At 39.4% G+C, this 16,921-nt stretch carries 16 protein-coding genes and 1 pseudogene; 4 read left to right on the top strand and 13 right to left on the bottom strand.

The window, feature by feature from the left end; all coding sequences use genetic code 11:
• Positions 1-46 precede the first annotated feature (46 nt).
• On the top strand, positions 47-1,720 hold the full coding sequence (gene recN, locus ABD009_RS12040; RefSeq protein ID WP_343825737.1) for a DNA repair protein RecN: 1,674 nt from the start codon (positions 47-49) through the stop codon (positions 1,718-1,720).
• Between the two features lie 71 nt (positions 1,721-1,791).
• Complete coding sequence (locus ABD009_RS12035; protein WP_343825686.1) at positions 1,792-2,772, top strand: hypothetical protein; 981 nt, start codon at positions 1,792-1,794, stop codon at positions 2,770-2,772.
• A gap of 58 nt (positions 2,773-2,830) precedes the next feature.
• On the opposite strand, the gene ABD009_RS12030 is transcribed toward ABD009_RS12035, so the two are convergent.
• A complete protein-coding gene (locus ABD009_RS12030; protein WP_343825684.1) occupies positions 2,831-6,409 on the bottom strand; it encodes an ATP-binding protein in 3,579 nt (1,192 codons plus the stop codon).
• Positions 6,410-6,448: 39 nt separating this feature from the next.
• Positions 6,449-6,868: pseudogene (locus ABD009_RS12025) on the bottom strand (PhoH family protein); the annotation flags it as partial.
• A 502-nt stretch (positions 6,869-7,370) separates the two neighbouring features.
• Between ABD009_RS12025 and ABD009_RS12020 the strand changes: the two are divergent.
• Both ABD009_RS12020 and ABD009_RS12015 read left to right on the top strand, forming a co-directional pair.
• Entirely contained in the window at positions 7,371-7,892 is a 522-nt protein-coding gene (locus ABD009_RS12020) for a DUF305 domain-containing protein (RefSeq protein WP_008128012.1), read from the top strand.
• 1 nt (position 7,893) lies between these two features.
• Positions 7,894-8,625: a MauE/DoxX family redox-associated membrane protein gene (locus ABD009_RS12015; RefSeq protein ID WP_343825682.1), complete on the top strand. Its 732-nt coding sequence runs from the start codon at positions 7,894-7,896 to the stop codon at positions 8,623-8,625.
• 215 nt (positions 8,626-8,840) lie between these two features.
• Here the strand turns inward: ABD009_RS12015 and ABD009_RS12010 are convergent, their stop codons facing one another.
• The 11 genes from ABD009_RS12010 to ABD009_RS11960 form a co-directional block, all read right to left on the bottom strand.
• Complete coding sequence (locus ABD009_RS12010; RefSeq protein ID WP_008128014.1) at positions 8,841-9,191, bottom strand: hypothetical protein; 351 nt, start codon at positions 9,189-9,191, stop codon at positions 8,841-8,843.
• Positions 9,192-9,238: 47 nt separating this feature from the next.
• A complete protein-coding gene (locus ABD009_RS12005) occupies positions 9,239-9,610 on the bottom strand; it encodes a hypothetical protein (protein ID WP_058405798.1) in 372 nt (123 codons plus the stop codon).
• 10 nt (positions 9,611-9,620) lie between these two features.
• Complete coding sequence (locus ABD009_RS12000) at positions 9,621-10,043, bottom strand: hypothetical protein (protein ID WP_343825679.1); 423 nt, start codon at positions 10,041-10,043, stop codon at positions 9,621-9,623.
• On the bottom strand, positions 10,027-10,692 hold the full coding sequence (locus tag ABD009_RS11995) for a methyltransferase family protein (RefSeq protein WP_058405796.1): 666 nt from the start codon (positions 10,690-10,692) through the stop codon (positions 10,027-10,029). The genes ABD009_RS12000 and ABD009_RS11995 overlap by 17 nt, the downstream gene beginning before the upstream one ends.
• Positions 10,685-11,020 carry a DUF2933 domain-containing protein gene (locus ABD009_RS11990; protein ID WP_058405795.1) on the bottom strand — a complete coding sequence of 112 codons (336 nt, stop codon included), beginning with the start codon at positions 11,018-11,020 and terminating at the stop codon, positions 10,685-10,687. The genes ABD009_RS11995 and ABD009_RS11990 overlap by 8 nt, the downstream gene beginning before the upstream one ends.
• A 9-nt stretch (positions 11,021-11,029) precedes the next feature.
• On the bottom strand, positions 11,030-11,383 hold the full coding sequence (locus ABD009_RS11985; protein ID WP_029773135.1) for a cupredoxin domain-containing protein: 354 nt from the start codon (positions 11,381-11,383) through the stop codon (positions 11,030-11,032).
• Positions 11,384-11,407: 24 nt separating this feature from the next.
• A complete protein-coding gene (locus ABD009_RS11980) occupies positions 11,408-13,651 on the bottom strand; it encodes a heavy metal translocating P-type ATPase (RefSeq protein ID WP_343825735.1) in 2,244 nt (747 codons plus the stop codon).
• Positions 13,652-13,752: 101 nt separating this feature from the next.
• Complete coding sequence (locus ABD009_RS11975) at positions 13,753-14,166, bottom strand: MerR family transcriptional regulator (RefSeq protein WP_343825673.1); 414 nt, start codon at positions 14,164-14,166, stop codon at positions 13,753-13,755.
• 82 nt (positions 14,167-14,248) lie between these two features.
• A complete protein-coding gene (locus tag ABD009_RS11970) occupies positions 14,249-14,776 on the bottom strand; it encodes a c-type cytochrome (protein WP_343825672.1) in 528 nt (175 codons plus the stop codon).
• Between the two features lie 13 nt (positions 14,777-14,789).
• Entirely contained in the window at positions 14,790-15,995 is a 1,206-nt protein-coding gene (locus ABD009_RS11965) for a porin (protein ID WP_343825670.1), read from the bottom strand.
• Between the two features lie 112 nt (positions 15,996-16,107).
• The gene (locus ABD009_RS11960) at positions 16,108-16,530 is read right to left on the bottom strand and encodes a hypothetical protein (protein WP_343825669.1); all 423 of its coding nucleotides are present in this window, start codon (positions 16,528-16,530) and stop codon (positions 16,108-16,110) included.
• Between the last annotated feature and the right edge of the window lie 391 nt (positions 16,531-16,921).

The following is a 16,921-nucleotide window of genomic DNA, read 5'->3' as shown; positions in this document are numbered from 1 at the left end:
CCAATTACTGTATGTAACAACAGTTGTTTAATTGAATGATAAATTTATGCTAGTTTCTATTGCCATTAAAAATTTTGCCATTGTTCGTCAACTCGAAGTCAATTGGCATCAAGCTATGACCACAATTACCGGTGAAACAGGTGCCGGTAAGTCAATTGCTATTGACGCATTAGCGCAAGCACTTGGTGAAAGAAGTGATGCATCAATGGTACGAACTGGTGCTGATAAAGCCGAAGTTATCGCCAGTTTTGATGTAGAAAACCTACCGTTAGCAATAGAATGGTTAAAAGACCAAGACCTCTTAAGCGATAATGATTGCATACTTCGTAGAGTCATCTCTAAAGAGGGTCGCTCAAAAGCCTATATTAATGGTACTCCCGTACCAGCCTCTCAATTAAAATCTTTGGGTTCCCAGTTAGTAAGTATTCACGGTCAACATGCACATACTTTACTAACAAAACCTGACTTCCAGCGAAATCTACTTGATGAGTTTGGTGGTTCTACTGAGTTATCCCAACAAGTGTCTTACGCTTATAAACAGTGGCATGAAAAAAGCCGTCAGTTAGAAACTCTAAAACAACAACAAGAAGAATTCAGCGCTCAAAAACAGTTGCTCCAATATCAAGTTGATGAACTTGTTGAAGCCAATTTAGTTATTGACGAATATTCGGAAATAGAAAAAGAGCATCAACGTTTACACCATGGTCAGGAGTTACTTTCTAGTAGCCTTCAGGCGTTAGATCTTCTTTATGAAAATGAAGACGGTAATGCCTATTCAGTTTTGCAAAACGTTATGTCTACTCTAAACCGCTCAGCGGCTATTGATGACCAACTTTCGCAAACGGTTGAACTGCTAAGTACAGCTTTGATACAACTAGAAGAAGGTGCGGGGGAACTAAGAAATTACTCAGATAACTTAGACATTAACCCTCAACGTTTAAGTGAAATAGAAATTCGTTTATCTACTTTAGTGGATCTAGCTCGAAAGCATCAAGTTGAACCAAACGACTTACCAGCTAAATTACAGTCTTTAACCGAAGAGTTGGAGAGTCTTTCTATAACGGATGAAAAACTAGATGTACTCGAAGTTGAGATTGACCAAGCGAAAGTACAATATTTTGAACTGGCTCAAAAATTAACTACAGTTCGAACAAAAAATGCCGCTAAACTTACCATTGAAATCACAAAGAGTATGCAAAGCCTAAATATGGCTGGCGCTCAATTTGAACTTGCAATAAAAAGTGATGATTCGTCATTCTCCAAGTTTGGTTTCGATTCAGTTGAGTTTTTAGTAAGCGCAAACCAAGGGCAAGCATTACAGCCACTAGCAAAAGTTGCATCCGGTGGTGAGCTAAGCCGTATTAGCCTAGCGATTCAAGTTATTATTGCTGAAAAGGTAACTACCCCAACGCTATTATTTGACGAAGTTGATGTTGGTGTATCTGGACCAACGGCATCTGCTGTAGGACGGTTAATGAAATCGTTGAGTAAAAACACACAAGTTATTTGTGTGACTCATTTACCCCAAGTAGCGAGTTTTGGGCAGCAGCAACAATTTGTAAACAAGTTTAATGTTAATAACGCCACGGAAACAAAAATGGCATTATTGACAGAAACAGAAAGAGTTGATGAGCTAGCAAGATTATTAGGTGGCGATATTATTTCTGATACAACAAGAGCGAATGCTAAAGAGCTCTTAGCTATTGCTCAAGCAGCATAGTTAGGTATCGAGCTAGGTTCGGAATTAAGCGCATAAAGCAGAGCTTACATGACAAAAGGTCAAAATTACTGATGACACAATTAGTGAGTATTAAATTCCCCCTTAAACTTTTGATCTCCATGTTAGTCATTAGCTCTTTTAGTCTATGTGCTAAACAGCTTAACTTTAATAAATATAACCAAGGCAATTCAATTGAGTTTAATTATGTTTGGCTTGATGAAAACGAAATGCAACAAACCTTTGCTTTCCAACTTACAAAAAAAGATCTGAGTAATGAGTATCGTCATTTTAAAGCGTTGCGCCCTTCTTTACTCAGAATGTTTTCTTTAAAGCAGCTTAAAATAGCGATTAGTGAGCTAGATCCCAGAGCTGGTAAAGTAAAAATCTTACCGTCTCAAACTAACATTGAATTTACATTGCAAAGCCAAGACCCTAAATGGCCTGCTAAAACAGAAGCAAAGTTAAACCAAGTTTATTTAGATTCCCTCAAAGAGTATTTAAGGCAAGAATACTATATTGAATTTAATGGCATCATAGGCTCTGAGCAAAGTAACACAATTCATTTTAAGCCTGATCATCAACGGTTTGTTAATGAAGGAACCGAAGCCACCGCACCCATTATAAAAGCATTGAGAGAAAAAATGCCTAATGCAACTGCCCGCGTAATGGCTAAGTTTTTATTGAGTTGGATACAAACAATCCCATATGACGAAATGGAAAGTAGAACCACTAGCAATGGTGCTGGTTACTTACCTCCTATTCATGTTTTAAATCACAACAAAGGAGATTGTGATAGCAAAGCAACTCTTTTTGCTCATATTATGAAACAACTTTACCCGAAGTTGAGAATGGTGATGATCTACCTTCCAGAGCATGCACTCCTTGGCATGAACGTATCCGTATTATCCGATGATAAATCAATAGAAGTTGATGGCTTAAACTTCGTCCTAACAGAACCAGTGGGCCCTGCTTTAATACCTTTTGCTGATGCCGCTGACAGCTCTTTACGCTACATCGATTCAGGTATTTATAATATTGAGAAACTTTATTGAGCACTAACGTTTTTTTATTAAGAAACTATTAGGTTGTTAATAAAAAACCGTTAAGTTCTCATTGAGAAACCATTGAACAGATTTCTTTCTCTAGCCTTTTGATTGCATTGTCCCAGTTAATCACAGACTGACGAATCATCTCCTCTTCTTCCGCTTTAACTGCAGCACGCAATTGTTGAATAGCAATTACGCTTGCGCTTGCTCTAATATTGGCCAACATACCTTCAACGTTATGAAACTTAGAAAAGAGCAATACGCTTTCCATCTCATTGACCTCTGTGCTTATACCTTTTAACTCTGCAAGTTTTGAGTCTTTGAACAAGGTAAGAAGTTTTAACATTAAGCCAAAGTTACCACCAACTTGTTTTAGCAAGTTTTCCGTATCCAAGACTTTTGCAGGCAAGCTAGCCTGCACTTCTTGTAACCCTTTAGCACCTTGGATGGGCTCTTTGGTATCGAATGTTACATAAGTCATCAGAGCATTCACCAATCGAGTTCTTTCAATAGGCTTATTGATATGAAGAGACATACCGGCCTCAATTGATCGCTGCTGATCTTCTGGTCTAGTATGTGCAGTCATCGCAATTAAAGGCAATGTTTCAAATCGGTTTTGCGCCCGAACCTTTTTAGCAAAGGTAAGGCCATCCATAACTGGCATTTGAATATCCACCAGCACAGCATCAAACTGATTTTTATTTACTTTCCTTAAACCTTCTAAACCATTATCAGCAATATCATATGTTGCACCAAGTGAGTCTAGGATTAGAGCAGTTACCTGCTGATTAACTATGTTATCTTCTACGATTAATATATGTGCGCCTTGGCAAAAGTTTTGATGTTTTTCGTCATTGCTTACTTCATGGAAATTAGTTACAAGTGCACTTGTACTAAATGGCATTGATAAAATAGGCCTGTAAGGCAGGTCACCCAACATAGTTTTTGTGAAATTAGATAAATTAAAAATTATCGGTTGGTACTCAATTTCACCGGACTTTATTGCTTCTTTCCAGTCGCTAGGGAGCAGTTCAACAAGTGCTGGCTGACAGATTAAAACCGTATTTTCTTCAATTAACATAGAGGACGGTAGTTCTCTATTTAATACCTTTGCATCTTGATTAAATGTAATTAACTTGTTCAATAAAAACTGTTCAAGCATAGGATTAGTCGCAAATACAACCCAACGCTTATCACTAGAATGGACTTTAGCTTGCTCTGCTATTTTTTGAAGCGGCAATACAACATGAAAACTAGTACCACTGCCTTCCGTACTTTCGACCCTTATTTCACCATTCATTAGTTCAACTAACTGGAATACAATAGCTAAACCAAGACCAGTACCACCGTACTGCCTCGTAATAGACGTATCAGCCTGGGAAAAGGCATCAAATATAATACGTTGTCTGTCTTTTGGTATTCCAATCCCCGTGTCGGTTACTGTAAACATTACCATCACGTCGTCATTGTTTTCTGCGAGCACTTTAGCTTTGAAAAGCACTTGGCCTTCTTTGGTGAACTTAACCGCGTTGTTGATTAAATTGGTAAATATTTGGCTCAGCCTAATCTTGTCGGTATTGAACAGCTCAGGAAATTTTGGGGGCAACTGGATATCTAAAATTAGGTCTTTTTCCATTGCCGTAGCTAAGCTATTAGCAAAGGAAATGTCTAAAACATCATTTAAATTAACTTCTTCATAGGTAAGTTCCAACATACCTGCATTCATTTTAGAAAAGTCTAAGATATCGTTTATAACCTGTAAAAGGTGACGAGATGAAGATTCGGCCACACCAAGGTAGGTTGATTGCAATGCAGTAGGCGCAGTATTATTCAGCAACTCCAGCATACCAATGATTGCGTTCATTGGAGTTCGAATTTCATGGCTCATGTTGGCAATAAATTCACTTTTGGCTAAGTTTGCCTGTTCAGCGTCATATCGAGCCTGCTCTATTTGTCGTAAGTTTGCATCCTGCTCCGTAATGTCCCTGCCTAAACCTACCGTACCTAATACCTCACCTTCGCTATTACTAATAGGGGCGACAAGCCAGTTAATGAACACATCTTCATCTCCTACTTTTTGCCATACCTTTGCCGAAAACAGTCGTTTAGAACGTAAGGCCTGAAAATCAAAATTCGACAATTCTTGAGCTAGTCGCTCTTCAAAAACATCTTCTACCGTCCGCGTGACAAGTTGATCTTCATTTATCCCACATAGAGATTCGAAGGACTTATTGCACCCTACAAAGCTACCATCAATGTTTTTGTAATAAATCATATCTGGAATAGAGTTGATGATGGCTCTGTTTAGGGCAAGGTTTCTATCTTTAGATATTGTTTGTAATTGCAACTCATGTGTTCGCCGTCTAATTTTATCGTCTAGTTGCTTATTTTTTGCTACTAAGGAGTTAAACAACTTACGATTGTCATCATAGGAAACGGCGATTTTTTCAAACCAAGGCTCCCAACCTTTAGGCTTTTTGGTTGAGTCACGTTCATAAAGGCTATTTTGTTGCTCAACAAAATTAAGAAAGTTGGAAATAGGTTTCGCAAATAAGTAGTAAACCAATAGGTATAATATAGCTAATCCCACAACACCTACTGCAATTATTTTAAACCCCTCTATCATCACGGTTTGCCACAAAGCTGCTTGCATGCTTTGAGTATTTTTATAGAAAAACGCTAAATAGTCGGAGTTATAAACGTGAGCGACTTTAATGACATATTCGTTTTTATCAATTGATGTGTAAATACTGTCTGTTGCTTCACCAGCAAACAATATATCGTGCCAAGGCTTGGGGATATATTTAGAAAGTAAAAAGCTTTGAACATTTGAAGTTGTTTCTGCACCAATTTCGATATTTGAACTCACCACCCTAGCGTTTTCTTTTTGCCATAATACGTATTTAGTCGAACGGCCCACCTCAAGAGACAACTCCGACAAATCTAGTTCAATTATTAGATACACGGGTTTTTGGTTGGTAACTGGGAGTGATACAAGTACAAAGTTTTCTAACGTATTACGATTGGCTAACGGAGGAGTAATAACCATATTACTAATACTTCCACTTCCGCTAAATTTGCTTTTATTTAAACTAAGCCATTCTAGTAGCGAAATAGAAAATGTACGATTTTGATTTTGTAGTACTTGGTAAGTGTACTCCCCCATATCAGCAACAACATACATTGCTTCTATAGAGTCGTTTTTACTTAGCACATTGAATGTCGACAAAAATGGAGAAGACTCCGCCAACACATAGTGCAAATCGCTTTTAGAGGAAATACTTGTTTGCTTATTGGCTGTGGTAGAAAGTAATGAATAGCGTTTCAATTGAAACTCGCCAAAATCGCTCTCGTTTAGCCCAACGGTTGAAGAGGTCGAATCCGCTAGTGGTGAAAACTCTTTACTTTGCTTTTCCAAACCTTCCACGAGTGTTTCAGCTGTATCGTGCAACACTGTTTTTATTGATGATATTCTAAGCTGTAAAAGCTCAAGGTTTAACTTCTCTTTCGCAAACGCTTGCTCACGATTGGTTTCTCTTTCCTTTAAATAAAAGGGAGAAATAACAAGGCAAACAAATAGGATCACAAGAATAATCCCTGCGATCACTATTTTATCTACTTTGCCTTTTATAAAAGGATTCAAATTTATGCCTTTTGAAAATCACTGCATGTGATTTAAAGACTAAAGGTTTTCCTCTGCAAACTGCGCTAAGCGGCTGCGCACTACTCCATTCAAATTAACAGTAGCACTACCTTCAAAGTCTTTAAACCTCTCAACGATATAGGTTAAACCAGAAGTGACCGCAGTTAAATAGTTACTATCAATTTGTGACAAATTTCCTGAACACACCAGTTTAGTGCCCTCTCCGCAACGAGTAATAATGGTTTTAAGTTGCGATGCGGTTAAATTTTGGCATTCGTCGAGTAATACAATGGCATTTTGAATACTTCGGCCACGCATAAAATTAACCGACTTAAACTGAATATTAGCCTTTTCCATGATGTAATTAAGACTGGAACTTGGGTTTTCATCTTGTTTATGAAGTACTTCAAGTGAATCTGTAATCGCCGCTAACCAAGGCGCCATTTTTTCTTCTTCCGTTTTCCTAAGATCCACACCTACGTTGTCAAAAAGTTATATTAATACTTATTTACTTAAATCCAAATTATTAATTATTTCCCTTTCAATTTGTATAGCTACAGTAACGTTTCTTCACATAACTCGATAAGCAACCGGAATATGATTTATCTATGGTTTGCATGAATTAACCAATACTTTCCTAATTCAGACTTGCGATGATCGCAATAATCCGATCAATATGAAATCCCTCATAGCAGGTAAAACCACTAATAGAAATTTGAAGCCGAAGGCTTGGGTTAGATATAGAGTAACTAACGATCATCATTTCTAACTAAAACAAATCCAATTATCAATATATAGCCTAACAGTGGCGCAAATCCAATTCTGTGTTGGTAAACCATATTCACAATAAGATAATAATGATACTGGCTCATTACTTGCACTTTTTCGAGAACATGACCACATGTAGAGAATAATAGGCTAACAGTGGGAAATATTTACACTATCAATGTAAGGATTACTTATGAAATACTCAAGATTTGCTGCAATGATCATCACCTCAACCATTACTATGTTTGTCATGATGTACCTCAACACTTACGCAGTATCACATATATGGTTTAGTGAAACGCGTATCTATATGGCGTTGTATATGGGAGCAGGTATGGCAATGATCATGCTGGCCTTTATGCTTGGCATGTACAGTAACAAGAAGCTCAACATGGCTATTTTTCTATTGGCGACAATACTGTTTGCCATATGTCTTTATCTTGTTCGCTCTCAAAGCACAATTTCTGACACTGCCTACATGAAAGCGATGATTCCTCATCACTCCATTGCTATTCTTACTAGTGAGCATTCAACTTTGGAGGATGTACGCGTGCGTGAATTGGCAAATGGTATTATTAAAGCCCAACGAAAAGAAATAAAAGAAATGGAATGGCTGATTAAAGATATTTCTGAAAATGGAAAGGTCAGCTCACAAGCTCAGGCTGAGCAACGACCGCTCCCAAAGTTTGAAGGCACACTGAACAAAGGAGACTAAGATGACTAAGACAGCTACCCAGTACAGAATGGTCACTGACGAACATATCTGCCCCTATGGTTTAAGGTCGAAAGATTTGCTGGAGAGGCAAGGGTATGATGTAGAAGATCATAAGCTCACGTCAAGACAACAAGCTGATGACTTCAAAGCTAAGCATGATGTCAAAACTACGCCACAAACCTTTATTGAAGGAAAGCGTGTCGGAGGATACGATGACTTAAGAGAGTATTTTGGTAAAGATGAAGCAGGTCAAACTGGCACAACCTACACGCCCGTTGTAGCCATTTTCTCGATAGCTGCACTTCTTGCTGTCGCATCTCAACATTTTGCTTCCGGCTCATTTATCTCCATCAGAACACTGATGCTATTTATAGCTTTTTCAATGACGCTCTTAGCGGTGCAAAAACTGAAAGACCTATACAGTTTCACAAATTCGTTTATTACTTATGATTTACTAGCGATGAGATGGATAAGATATGGTTATATTTATCCCTTCATTGAAGCATATGCAGGTATTGGTATGGTTGCCCAACTACAGCCTCTCGCAGTGGCACCATTTTCATTGTTTATCGGCACAGTTGGAGCAATTTCAGTTTTCAAAGCCGTTTACATCGACAAACGCCAGTTAAAGTGTGCCTGTGTAGGCGGCGATAGCAGTGTGCCACTTGGATTTGTATCGCTATCTGAAAACTTATTTATGATCGCGGGAGCATTGATTATGCTGCTGATGTAAAGGTATAGCTCTATTCGGCGGCCCCTTAACTGTTAAGATTAGACCTAGGATGCCAGCCCACACCTTTCTAATTCATATGTAACATTTTTCTGTCGTACTGGCATCAAGATAACCAGAACTGAGCAAACAATCTCAAAGGTTGTACAAAATAACACTAAAGTTTTTTCATTAAGTTTTATTGTTATGCTCTTGTGGTGGCTTTCGCCACCACTTTATTAGTCTTCAAGTTCCACCATATCTTTCGCTGCGATGTCACCAGATATTAGTTTTACCGTCGCGAAGTGATCATTTACAATTTTAGTAATTTGTACCGTTCCCACTTTTTCAATAGTGTACGGATCATCACCTTCACCCGGCGCAATTTCCTCATGGAATCTAATAACACTGTATTTTTGTCCAACCTCTGCACCATGTTTGGCACCAATACAAATCAGAGTTCGATCAGTAGACTGCTCAACCACTTGGCCCCTCATCATATTTTTGTGATAAAACGCAGTATTCGAACAGCCTGCTAAAAAGATACCGAATACAACAAGCAAAAGAATTTTCATATTGGATGTTTTCATCATTTTTTCCTCATCTAACTTATTAACTGAGCAAGCTCTTTGGAAGCTTACTTATTTTTCCGGCTTGCACCCGGAGGAACTTTGTGACAACTCCACGGTTTATGAGCAGCGTTGTCTTTAACATTCTGATCAACAAATTTGTAGTAACTTTCTTTAGTGTGCGTCCACCAATCATCATGAACATCGGCACCATGTTTGCGAATAACTTCCTCAATCCCATCAAGGTTTATATTTGCCGCATCATATGCTAGGTGTATTTCACCTTCTTTGATGTTGTAACTGACTTCATCTATACCAAAAAGCTGATCAATTTTTTTTACTAACTCGTCACAGTTTTCTTCTGTGACATTACTTAGTCTTAAATTTCGAACAACTAAATTCTGCTCTCTAACGCCAACTCTATGATCTAAATCGCTCATAATTTATCTCCTAATGTGAGTGCGAGTGTTGTTGTTTTTTGTCTTTCATTTCTGCCATTTTGTATTTCATTTGTGGCATCATGTTTTCCATCATTTCCAGATGATGTTCAGCCATCTTGATTTGCTTATGCATTGGCATTGCTTCCATGTTTTTGTGCATGGATTGCATCATCTTCATCATTGAGCGGTGATGTTCAGCCATCATCTGCTTTTGCTTTTCAGGATCTTTTTCAGTTTTAATGGTATGGACTTCCTTTTTCATTTCCATCATTTTTGAATGCATTTTTCCCATGTTCTCATGCGACATTGCCATGCCTTGATGCATATCCGATTTGTTCGCACCTTCATGTTTATTCTCATTGTTTTGAGCAAATAAGCTTGTGGCCGCCAATAGTGAGCTGACAAATAAAATTGATTTAGTTAACGTTTTCATGATTTTTACCTTCTATGTTCTTATTAAAATTTGGAATCCAACTTGGTGTCGATTCCATATAGCTATGGTACTCCGAACCAAACTCGGCAATAGCTTGTGTCTCTTCGCGTTTCGCTAGCTTGACGTAAACAACGACTAAGATTGGAAACATCGCAAGTGTTGGGATGGTCGGCCACTGCAATAAAAAGCCGAACATGATTAGAATGAAAGCTACGTACTGTGGGTGACGACACCTCGCGTACCATCCTGTAGTAGCCAATTGATGGTGTTTTTGCGCGTGATGCAATACGTTCCATGCTGAAGACAACATAAAGAAACCTGCCACAATAAACACCATACTCGCTATATGAAATGGGTCCCAATGGGCATCACCTTCCAAACCAAAGAAAGTATGTAATAAGTGCCCATTTTCATGCGCAAAGAAGTTAACTTCTGGGTAATTTTCAGTTAACCATCCAGACAAAAAATAGATAGTTAAAGGAAAGCCATACATTTCAGTAAATAGGGCAACAATAAAGGCAGAGAACGCTCCTAGGCTTCGCCAATCAGTTGATGTTTTTGGTTTTACAAAACTAAAGGCAAAAAAGATAAAAATTGCTGAATTCAGTATCACCATTGACCATAAGCCATAATCATATGTCTCATTCATCACTGTTCTCCTTCTTATGCAATTCCTTGCGTCCTTCTTCTAACCCTTGTATGTAGCCATCGCGATAGGCTTCATTTTTATCCGTGAGTTCTTGAAAGCTCTCTTCCTTTTTGTCATCAGGCGCATGTGAATGATCGTGACCATGTTTGCCGTGACTGCCATGCATAAATACATGCATCAAAGGACATAACAGCAAAATTAAATAGGGAAGAAATTGCAGAACATGTTGTCCATGTTCAAAGATTAAAAAATAGGTGGCTGCGGCAATAAGCACCAATGCAGCCCAACCTGTGGGTGTAAACCAAAATTTAGGGTGCTCATTTTTCATGTTGGCCTCCTAAACGACTTTTAAGACACCGCGATACATTTGCATCTGACAATGAAACTCATGCTCTCCCGGTGATAAGTTCAATAAGGTAATTTGAGTAATTTCATTTAATTTAAGCTGCTCACTTATCTCCAATGATGGAATAAGCATTGTTTCAGCGCAGGGTGATTGATCTTTGCGCATAAACTTCAGAGTGACAGGCTGGCTAGCAGACACTTGAATTGAGGATGGTGAATACACGCCATCCCTCACTTCAATGAGTACTTCACTATCTTGAACAATTGTTTTATTGGGTTTGTATAGCCAAAACCACCAAACAATCATTGCAATTAACACTAAGCCTAATAAGTTAATTATCATCATTGTGATTCTCCAAATGCTTACTTTCTATGAGTTTTGGGCTTTAAAAAAGCGAAGTCGATTTGCATTTGACACTACGGTCAATGACGAAAACGCCATTGCAGCACCAGCAATTACAGGGCTAAGCAGAATGCCAAAGAAGGGGTATAGAACCCCCGCAGCAAAAGGAATCCCGGCTACGTTATAGACAAACGCGCCAAACAAGTTTTGTTTGATATTTCGTAAAGTCGCTTTGCTTACCGCGATGGCATCAGCAAGGCCATGAAGTGAACCACGCATCAGGGTAATATCTGCGCTTTCAATCGCAACGTCTGTACCTGTGCCTATAGCAAAACCAACATCAGCTAACGCTAGCGCCGGAGCATCGTTGATGCCATCACCTGTCATACCAACGATTTCGCCACTGCCTTGTAGCTCTTTCACCTTGTTGGCTTTGTCTTCTGGCAGCACTTCAGCAAAAAACTCGCTAATGCCCGCTTTTTTGGCAACAGCGGCAGCGGTTTCCTTGTTATCCCCCGTTAGCATGATGACGCGTATACCATTGGCCTGAAGACGTTGGATAGCAGAGATTGAGTCAGACTTGATTGGATCTGCAACAGCAATTATTGCGGCAAGCTCACCATCAACAGCAAAATACATAGGTGTTTTAGCTTCTTTTGCTAAAGACTGGGCTTTTCCAACAAAGCCAGTGAGGTCTATGCCTTTTAACTTCATTAGTTTATCGTTACCGAAAAGCAGGGCTTTATTGTTGCAGTTTGCTTCTACACCAAAACCCGTGATGGCGTTAAAGGCTTCAATTTTTAGTAACTCAATATCGTGCGCTAACGCACTTTCAACAATCGCTTGCGCTAAAGGGTGCTCTGAGCCGCTTTCTAAACTTGCTGCAAGCTGTAGTACGCCTTCTTCGTCAGTAGCTTTTGCCAAAACAATATCGGTTACCTTAGGTGCCCCTTCAGTAATAGTGCCCGTTTTATCTAAAATCATGGCAGTGATTTTAGAGGCGGTTTGCAGTGCTTCACCGTTTCGAATTAGCACTCCTGCTTCTGCTGCTTTTCCTACTCCGACCATAACAGACATAGGCGTTGCCAAGCCCAAAGCACACGGACAGGCAATAATGAGTACGGTAGTTGCTGAAACGATGGCAAAAGCAATTGCAGGCTCAGGTCCAAAGTTAAGCCATGCTAGCGCACTTAACACAGAGATGATCATGACAACAGGAACGAAAAAAGCTGAAATAACATCGGCCAAGCGGCCAATCGGCGGTTTTGAATTTTGCGCTCGTTTGACCATATTGATGATCTGTGCAAGCGCCGTGTCTTTACCAACGCGTGTCGCTCTAAATAAAATCATGCCTGATTTGTTCAAAGTACCAGCGACAACCTCATCTTCTTCAGCTTTTTCAACAGGCATGGGTTCGCCTGTCAGCATGGACTCATCAATGGAGGTGTGGCCTTCCAATACCACACCATCGACGGGAATTTTTTCGCCCGGTTTTACCTTTACAACATCATTCAGTAAAACCTGCTCAATACCAATCTGAACCTCTTTGTTATCACGAACTACGGTTGCCGTTTTGGCCTGCAAGCCGATAAGACGTTTAATGGCCTCAGAGGTTTTACCTCTGGCTTTTATTTCTAATGCTAGACCTAAATCAATTAAGCCAATGATCATGGCGGTAGCTTCAAAATAAACATGCCGTGCCATCAATGGAACGGCGTCAGGTGCAAACACGACAACCATCGAATACAACCAAGCTGTACCTGTTCCTAAAGCTATTAGAGTGTCCATATTAGCGGAGTGATTTTTAAAGCTTTTCCAAGCGCCAACATAAAAATGCTTACCTGAAAAATACATAACACCAAAAGTTAAAATGCCTACAAGCAGCCAAGACATGCGTTCAAGGTTGGTTTCAACCGTCATTTCTCCAACTACAATACTGTAGATCATCAAAGGAACACCGAGTGAAAGGGCAATAAATGTATCGCGCATTAGCTTTTTATAATATGCCCAATCAGCCGCTTCTTTCTCGTCAAGCGCATCTGTTGCAGAGCTATCATCAATTGGCTTCGCGTTATACCCCACAGACTCAACAGCTTTGATCAATTCTTTTGTTTTAGCTGTCCCAGAAACTATTACAGTCCTATCAGCAAAATTCATTTCCGCACTGACTACACCAAAAGTTGCCTTTAACGCCCCTTCAATTTTGCCTACACAGCTAGCACACCCAGCTCCTTCAATGATGAGCTGTTGGTTATGTGATACTTTCTCCAACGTATTCTCCTTACTTTTACACGAAGAGGATTGAGCTTTTGACTGACAGCAACAGCCGGATTCGGTTTCAATATTTGTATTAGTAGTCACCATTTTTCCTCCTATGCCTTTTTTATTTGTTCAAAATTTTCGATGAGATGACAAACCATGTTTGCAGTCGGTGCTTTGTCTTCCATTTCTTCCCATTGAGAAAGAGCTGAAGACATTTTTCCTCGAAGTGCCAACATTGCTTGAAACTGTTTTTCTGTCTCTTCAAGCCGCTCTTTAATAAGACTTCTGACTAATGGACATGCACTTTTACCATCTTCAGATTCATTAAGAATTTGCTTGATATCTGCAACGGAAAAACCAAGGTTTCTGGCACTTAAAATGAATTTAAGTCTCGATACTTCTTTATTCGAGTATAACTTGTAGCCATTCACTGACTTGGCAGGTTTTAACAGTTCCAATCGCGTGTAATAGCGCACCGTATCAGCAGTCGTTCCAAGGCTTTTTGCCAGCTCTGTTACTTTCATGTTTACTCCTTAGTTTTTCACCTAAGTTTGTACTCTCACCTACAGCTTAGACCTGTGTCTAAGGCACAGGTCAAGCGCTTCCTTATGATTTAATGTACTCAGCTATCGCTTTTATCTGTTGCTCGTTTAGCGGCATTTTAGGCATAGGCGAAGATGAGTTATTAAACTGAGGGTTTTGTAGCTTCTTAATAAAAAAGCCGATCCCTTTGTTTTTAATTGTTTCATCTAGCGCTGGGCCAACAGTGCCACCATCACCTTTCAATGAATGGCAGCCTTGGCAACCAAATTGAGCAAACAATTGCTTTCCATCAGGAGCTTTCATCTTTTCTGGCGCTACTTTTTTTGCCAAAGGTACGCTTTGGCTAGTTAGTTCCAAAAATTCAAGAACAGCTTGCGTTTCTTTACCTGTTAAATGCGCCTTTTCTCGCATATGCGGCATAATGACTTTCCATTCGGGAATAGAAAATTCATGAACAGCGCGAGCGTTATGGCATCTTGCACAATTGTTATTGATCACTTCTGCACCGGAAATTTTCTCTTCTGCATGAGAGCTAAAAGCAGACAAAAGAGATAAGCTGACAACCAGTAATATTTGTATAATTGATCTCATCTAAGTATCCCCCTTAAAAGCCATAGCTGTATTGAATAGCGAAGCGCTTGTCATCTTCACCATCGTGAACGGTGGTATCTTCATATGTCGCCTTAATGACAGCTCGGCTGTCTAACCAGTAATTAATGCCATAAGCCCAACGCTCTGCTTCGTTAATTTTATTGGTCTCAGCATATTCAACGACGAAATCTGTTCCCTGCAATACATTGAACATTTTTCCTGCCATAAAGGTTGCTTGGAGATACCAGCCATTGCGATCAAATGTGATCACTTTGTTTTCTTCATGTTCATCTTCCTCGAAGGCATCGGTTTCTGTTTTGATGTATTCCCCTCTGACGATGTAATGGTTACCAATCCAGTTGATATCAAAGCCTGTTGCTGTAAATCCTAGCTTTTCATCATCATCATATTTTGCCGTGTAATAGGAAGCGCCAACCTCAATGCCCGGAAGAAAGGCATACGTAATACGCCCCCCAAATGCTTTGTCAGAGTTGTTATCCGCACTCGTTGCTTCAAACGCTAGTTCAGGAAGTTCCAAAGCGTGATCATCAACTTCTTCATGCTCGTCTTCCTCTTCAGCATGTTCATCGACAACCTCTTCTTCGTGTTCATCCTGCACAGGCTCTTCATCATGGGCATCTTCTTCATCGCCATGCGGAGCCTCGGCAGCAAGCCCGTTTGTCATGTATACATCAAAGAAAATTTTCTGATTTTTACCCAAAGGAATTATGTGTTGAATGCCAATACCAATATCACTCATCACGGGTAACAAACCTTGCATAGGTTGATAGCCACCATGACCACCTAACCCTCCATAAATACCGGGAGAAAATGCTGAGCGATTTATCCAACTAGGATGTAGATTCGGTCCATACTGGCCGAATGGGAGTAGAAATTTACCTGCGGTAAAAGTCGTTGTATCAGAAAGGAAATAATGAATATCAGCGTATTCAAGCTCGACTTCAGTTTCCCCGTTTTCATCAACTGAGATTTCAGTTTCAGCTTCTATATGCATTTTATCGCTGAGACTAAACAAGAAAATAGGTACAAATCGCGCACTGAATGCACTTGTATCCTTCAATTTACTGTCTTCGTATTTTACGTCTCCATACCCCGCTAACGCGAAGCGACTATTATTTTGTTGTTCATTCGCTAAGAGGTGCCCACTCGCAACAGCGGTAGCTATTGCAAATGGCAATAATTTGAGCATGTTCATCATGCCTCCCAAAAATATTGTGCTAATTGTTCAAAACAGTTGGTTATTTAAACCAATGAATAAATCGTTCTATTTTTGATGGGACTGGCGAAAAAAAGACGCACTGATCCCGTGATTAGCCAATAATTGGGGGACGATAAGGTAAGAGATGGATGCCAGAGGCTGGCGGGGGTATCCGTTGAATAATTAAGTCCAAGTTACTATTGTTGCTACTTTCTTCTTCCACTTGCACAAGATAGGCATTTAAATGAAAGCTTGCACAAAAAACACCTTCGCAGCAAAGACAATCACCAGCTTTACATTTTTCACATTCCTCATCAGCATGATTGTGCTTAGCATCTTGTGAATTTTCAGCGTGATAGTGACTATTGTCAATCATTGATTGATGATGCATATTTTTGCTTGGTTGCATAATATGCGTATCGGAAGAGTCCTTATGGTGTTCTTCACAATTCATTGGTTTGGCAACGGTAAATCCGTGCTGCGTAAGCAACACAGTTATCATCACTATTTTAAACCACTTGAAAAGTCCAAACATTTTAATTCCTTATTTATCACCTACAATATTAGCCACTTTATAAAAATAATTTTATGATCTTGATCAACCTTTGAACTAAAACCTAAACTTTTTACTTTTTACTTTTTACTTTTTACTTTTTACTTTTTACTTTTTACTTTTTTAAACAGCTTTAACTTCACAAGTATAAAAGGGGTGTCTAATTTATACTCATGAGATTGAAGCCAAGCATGAGCACCATTAAAAGAAATAAAAACCCTACGCTCATAACTAGGTATTGAGTAATGGATCATTTTTCCAATTGTTCAGCTTTAAGCGCAGTACTTTGCAACAATCGGTTCTATCCCGGGCACATCCAATTCCCGTTCATCAAAAGTGATAAAATGGCCTATTGTACGTCTTTCAATGGCGA

It is taken from the genome of Psychrosphaera haliotis (assembly GCF_039523615.1).
Taxonomy (GTDB): domain Bacteria; phylum Pseudomonadota; class Gammaproteobacteria; order Enterobacterales; family Alteromonadaceae; genus Psychrosphaera; species Psychrosphaera haliotis.
This window is presented reverse-complemented; position numbering and strand designations above follow the sequence as displayed.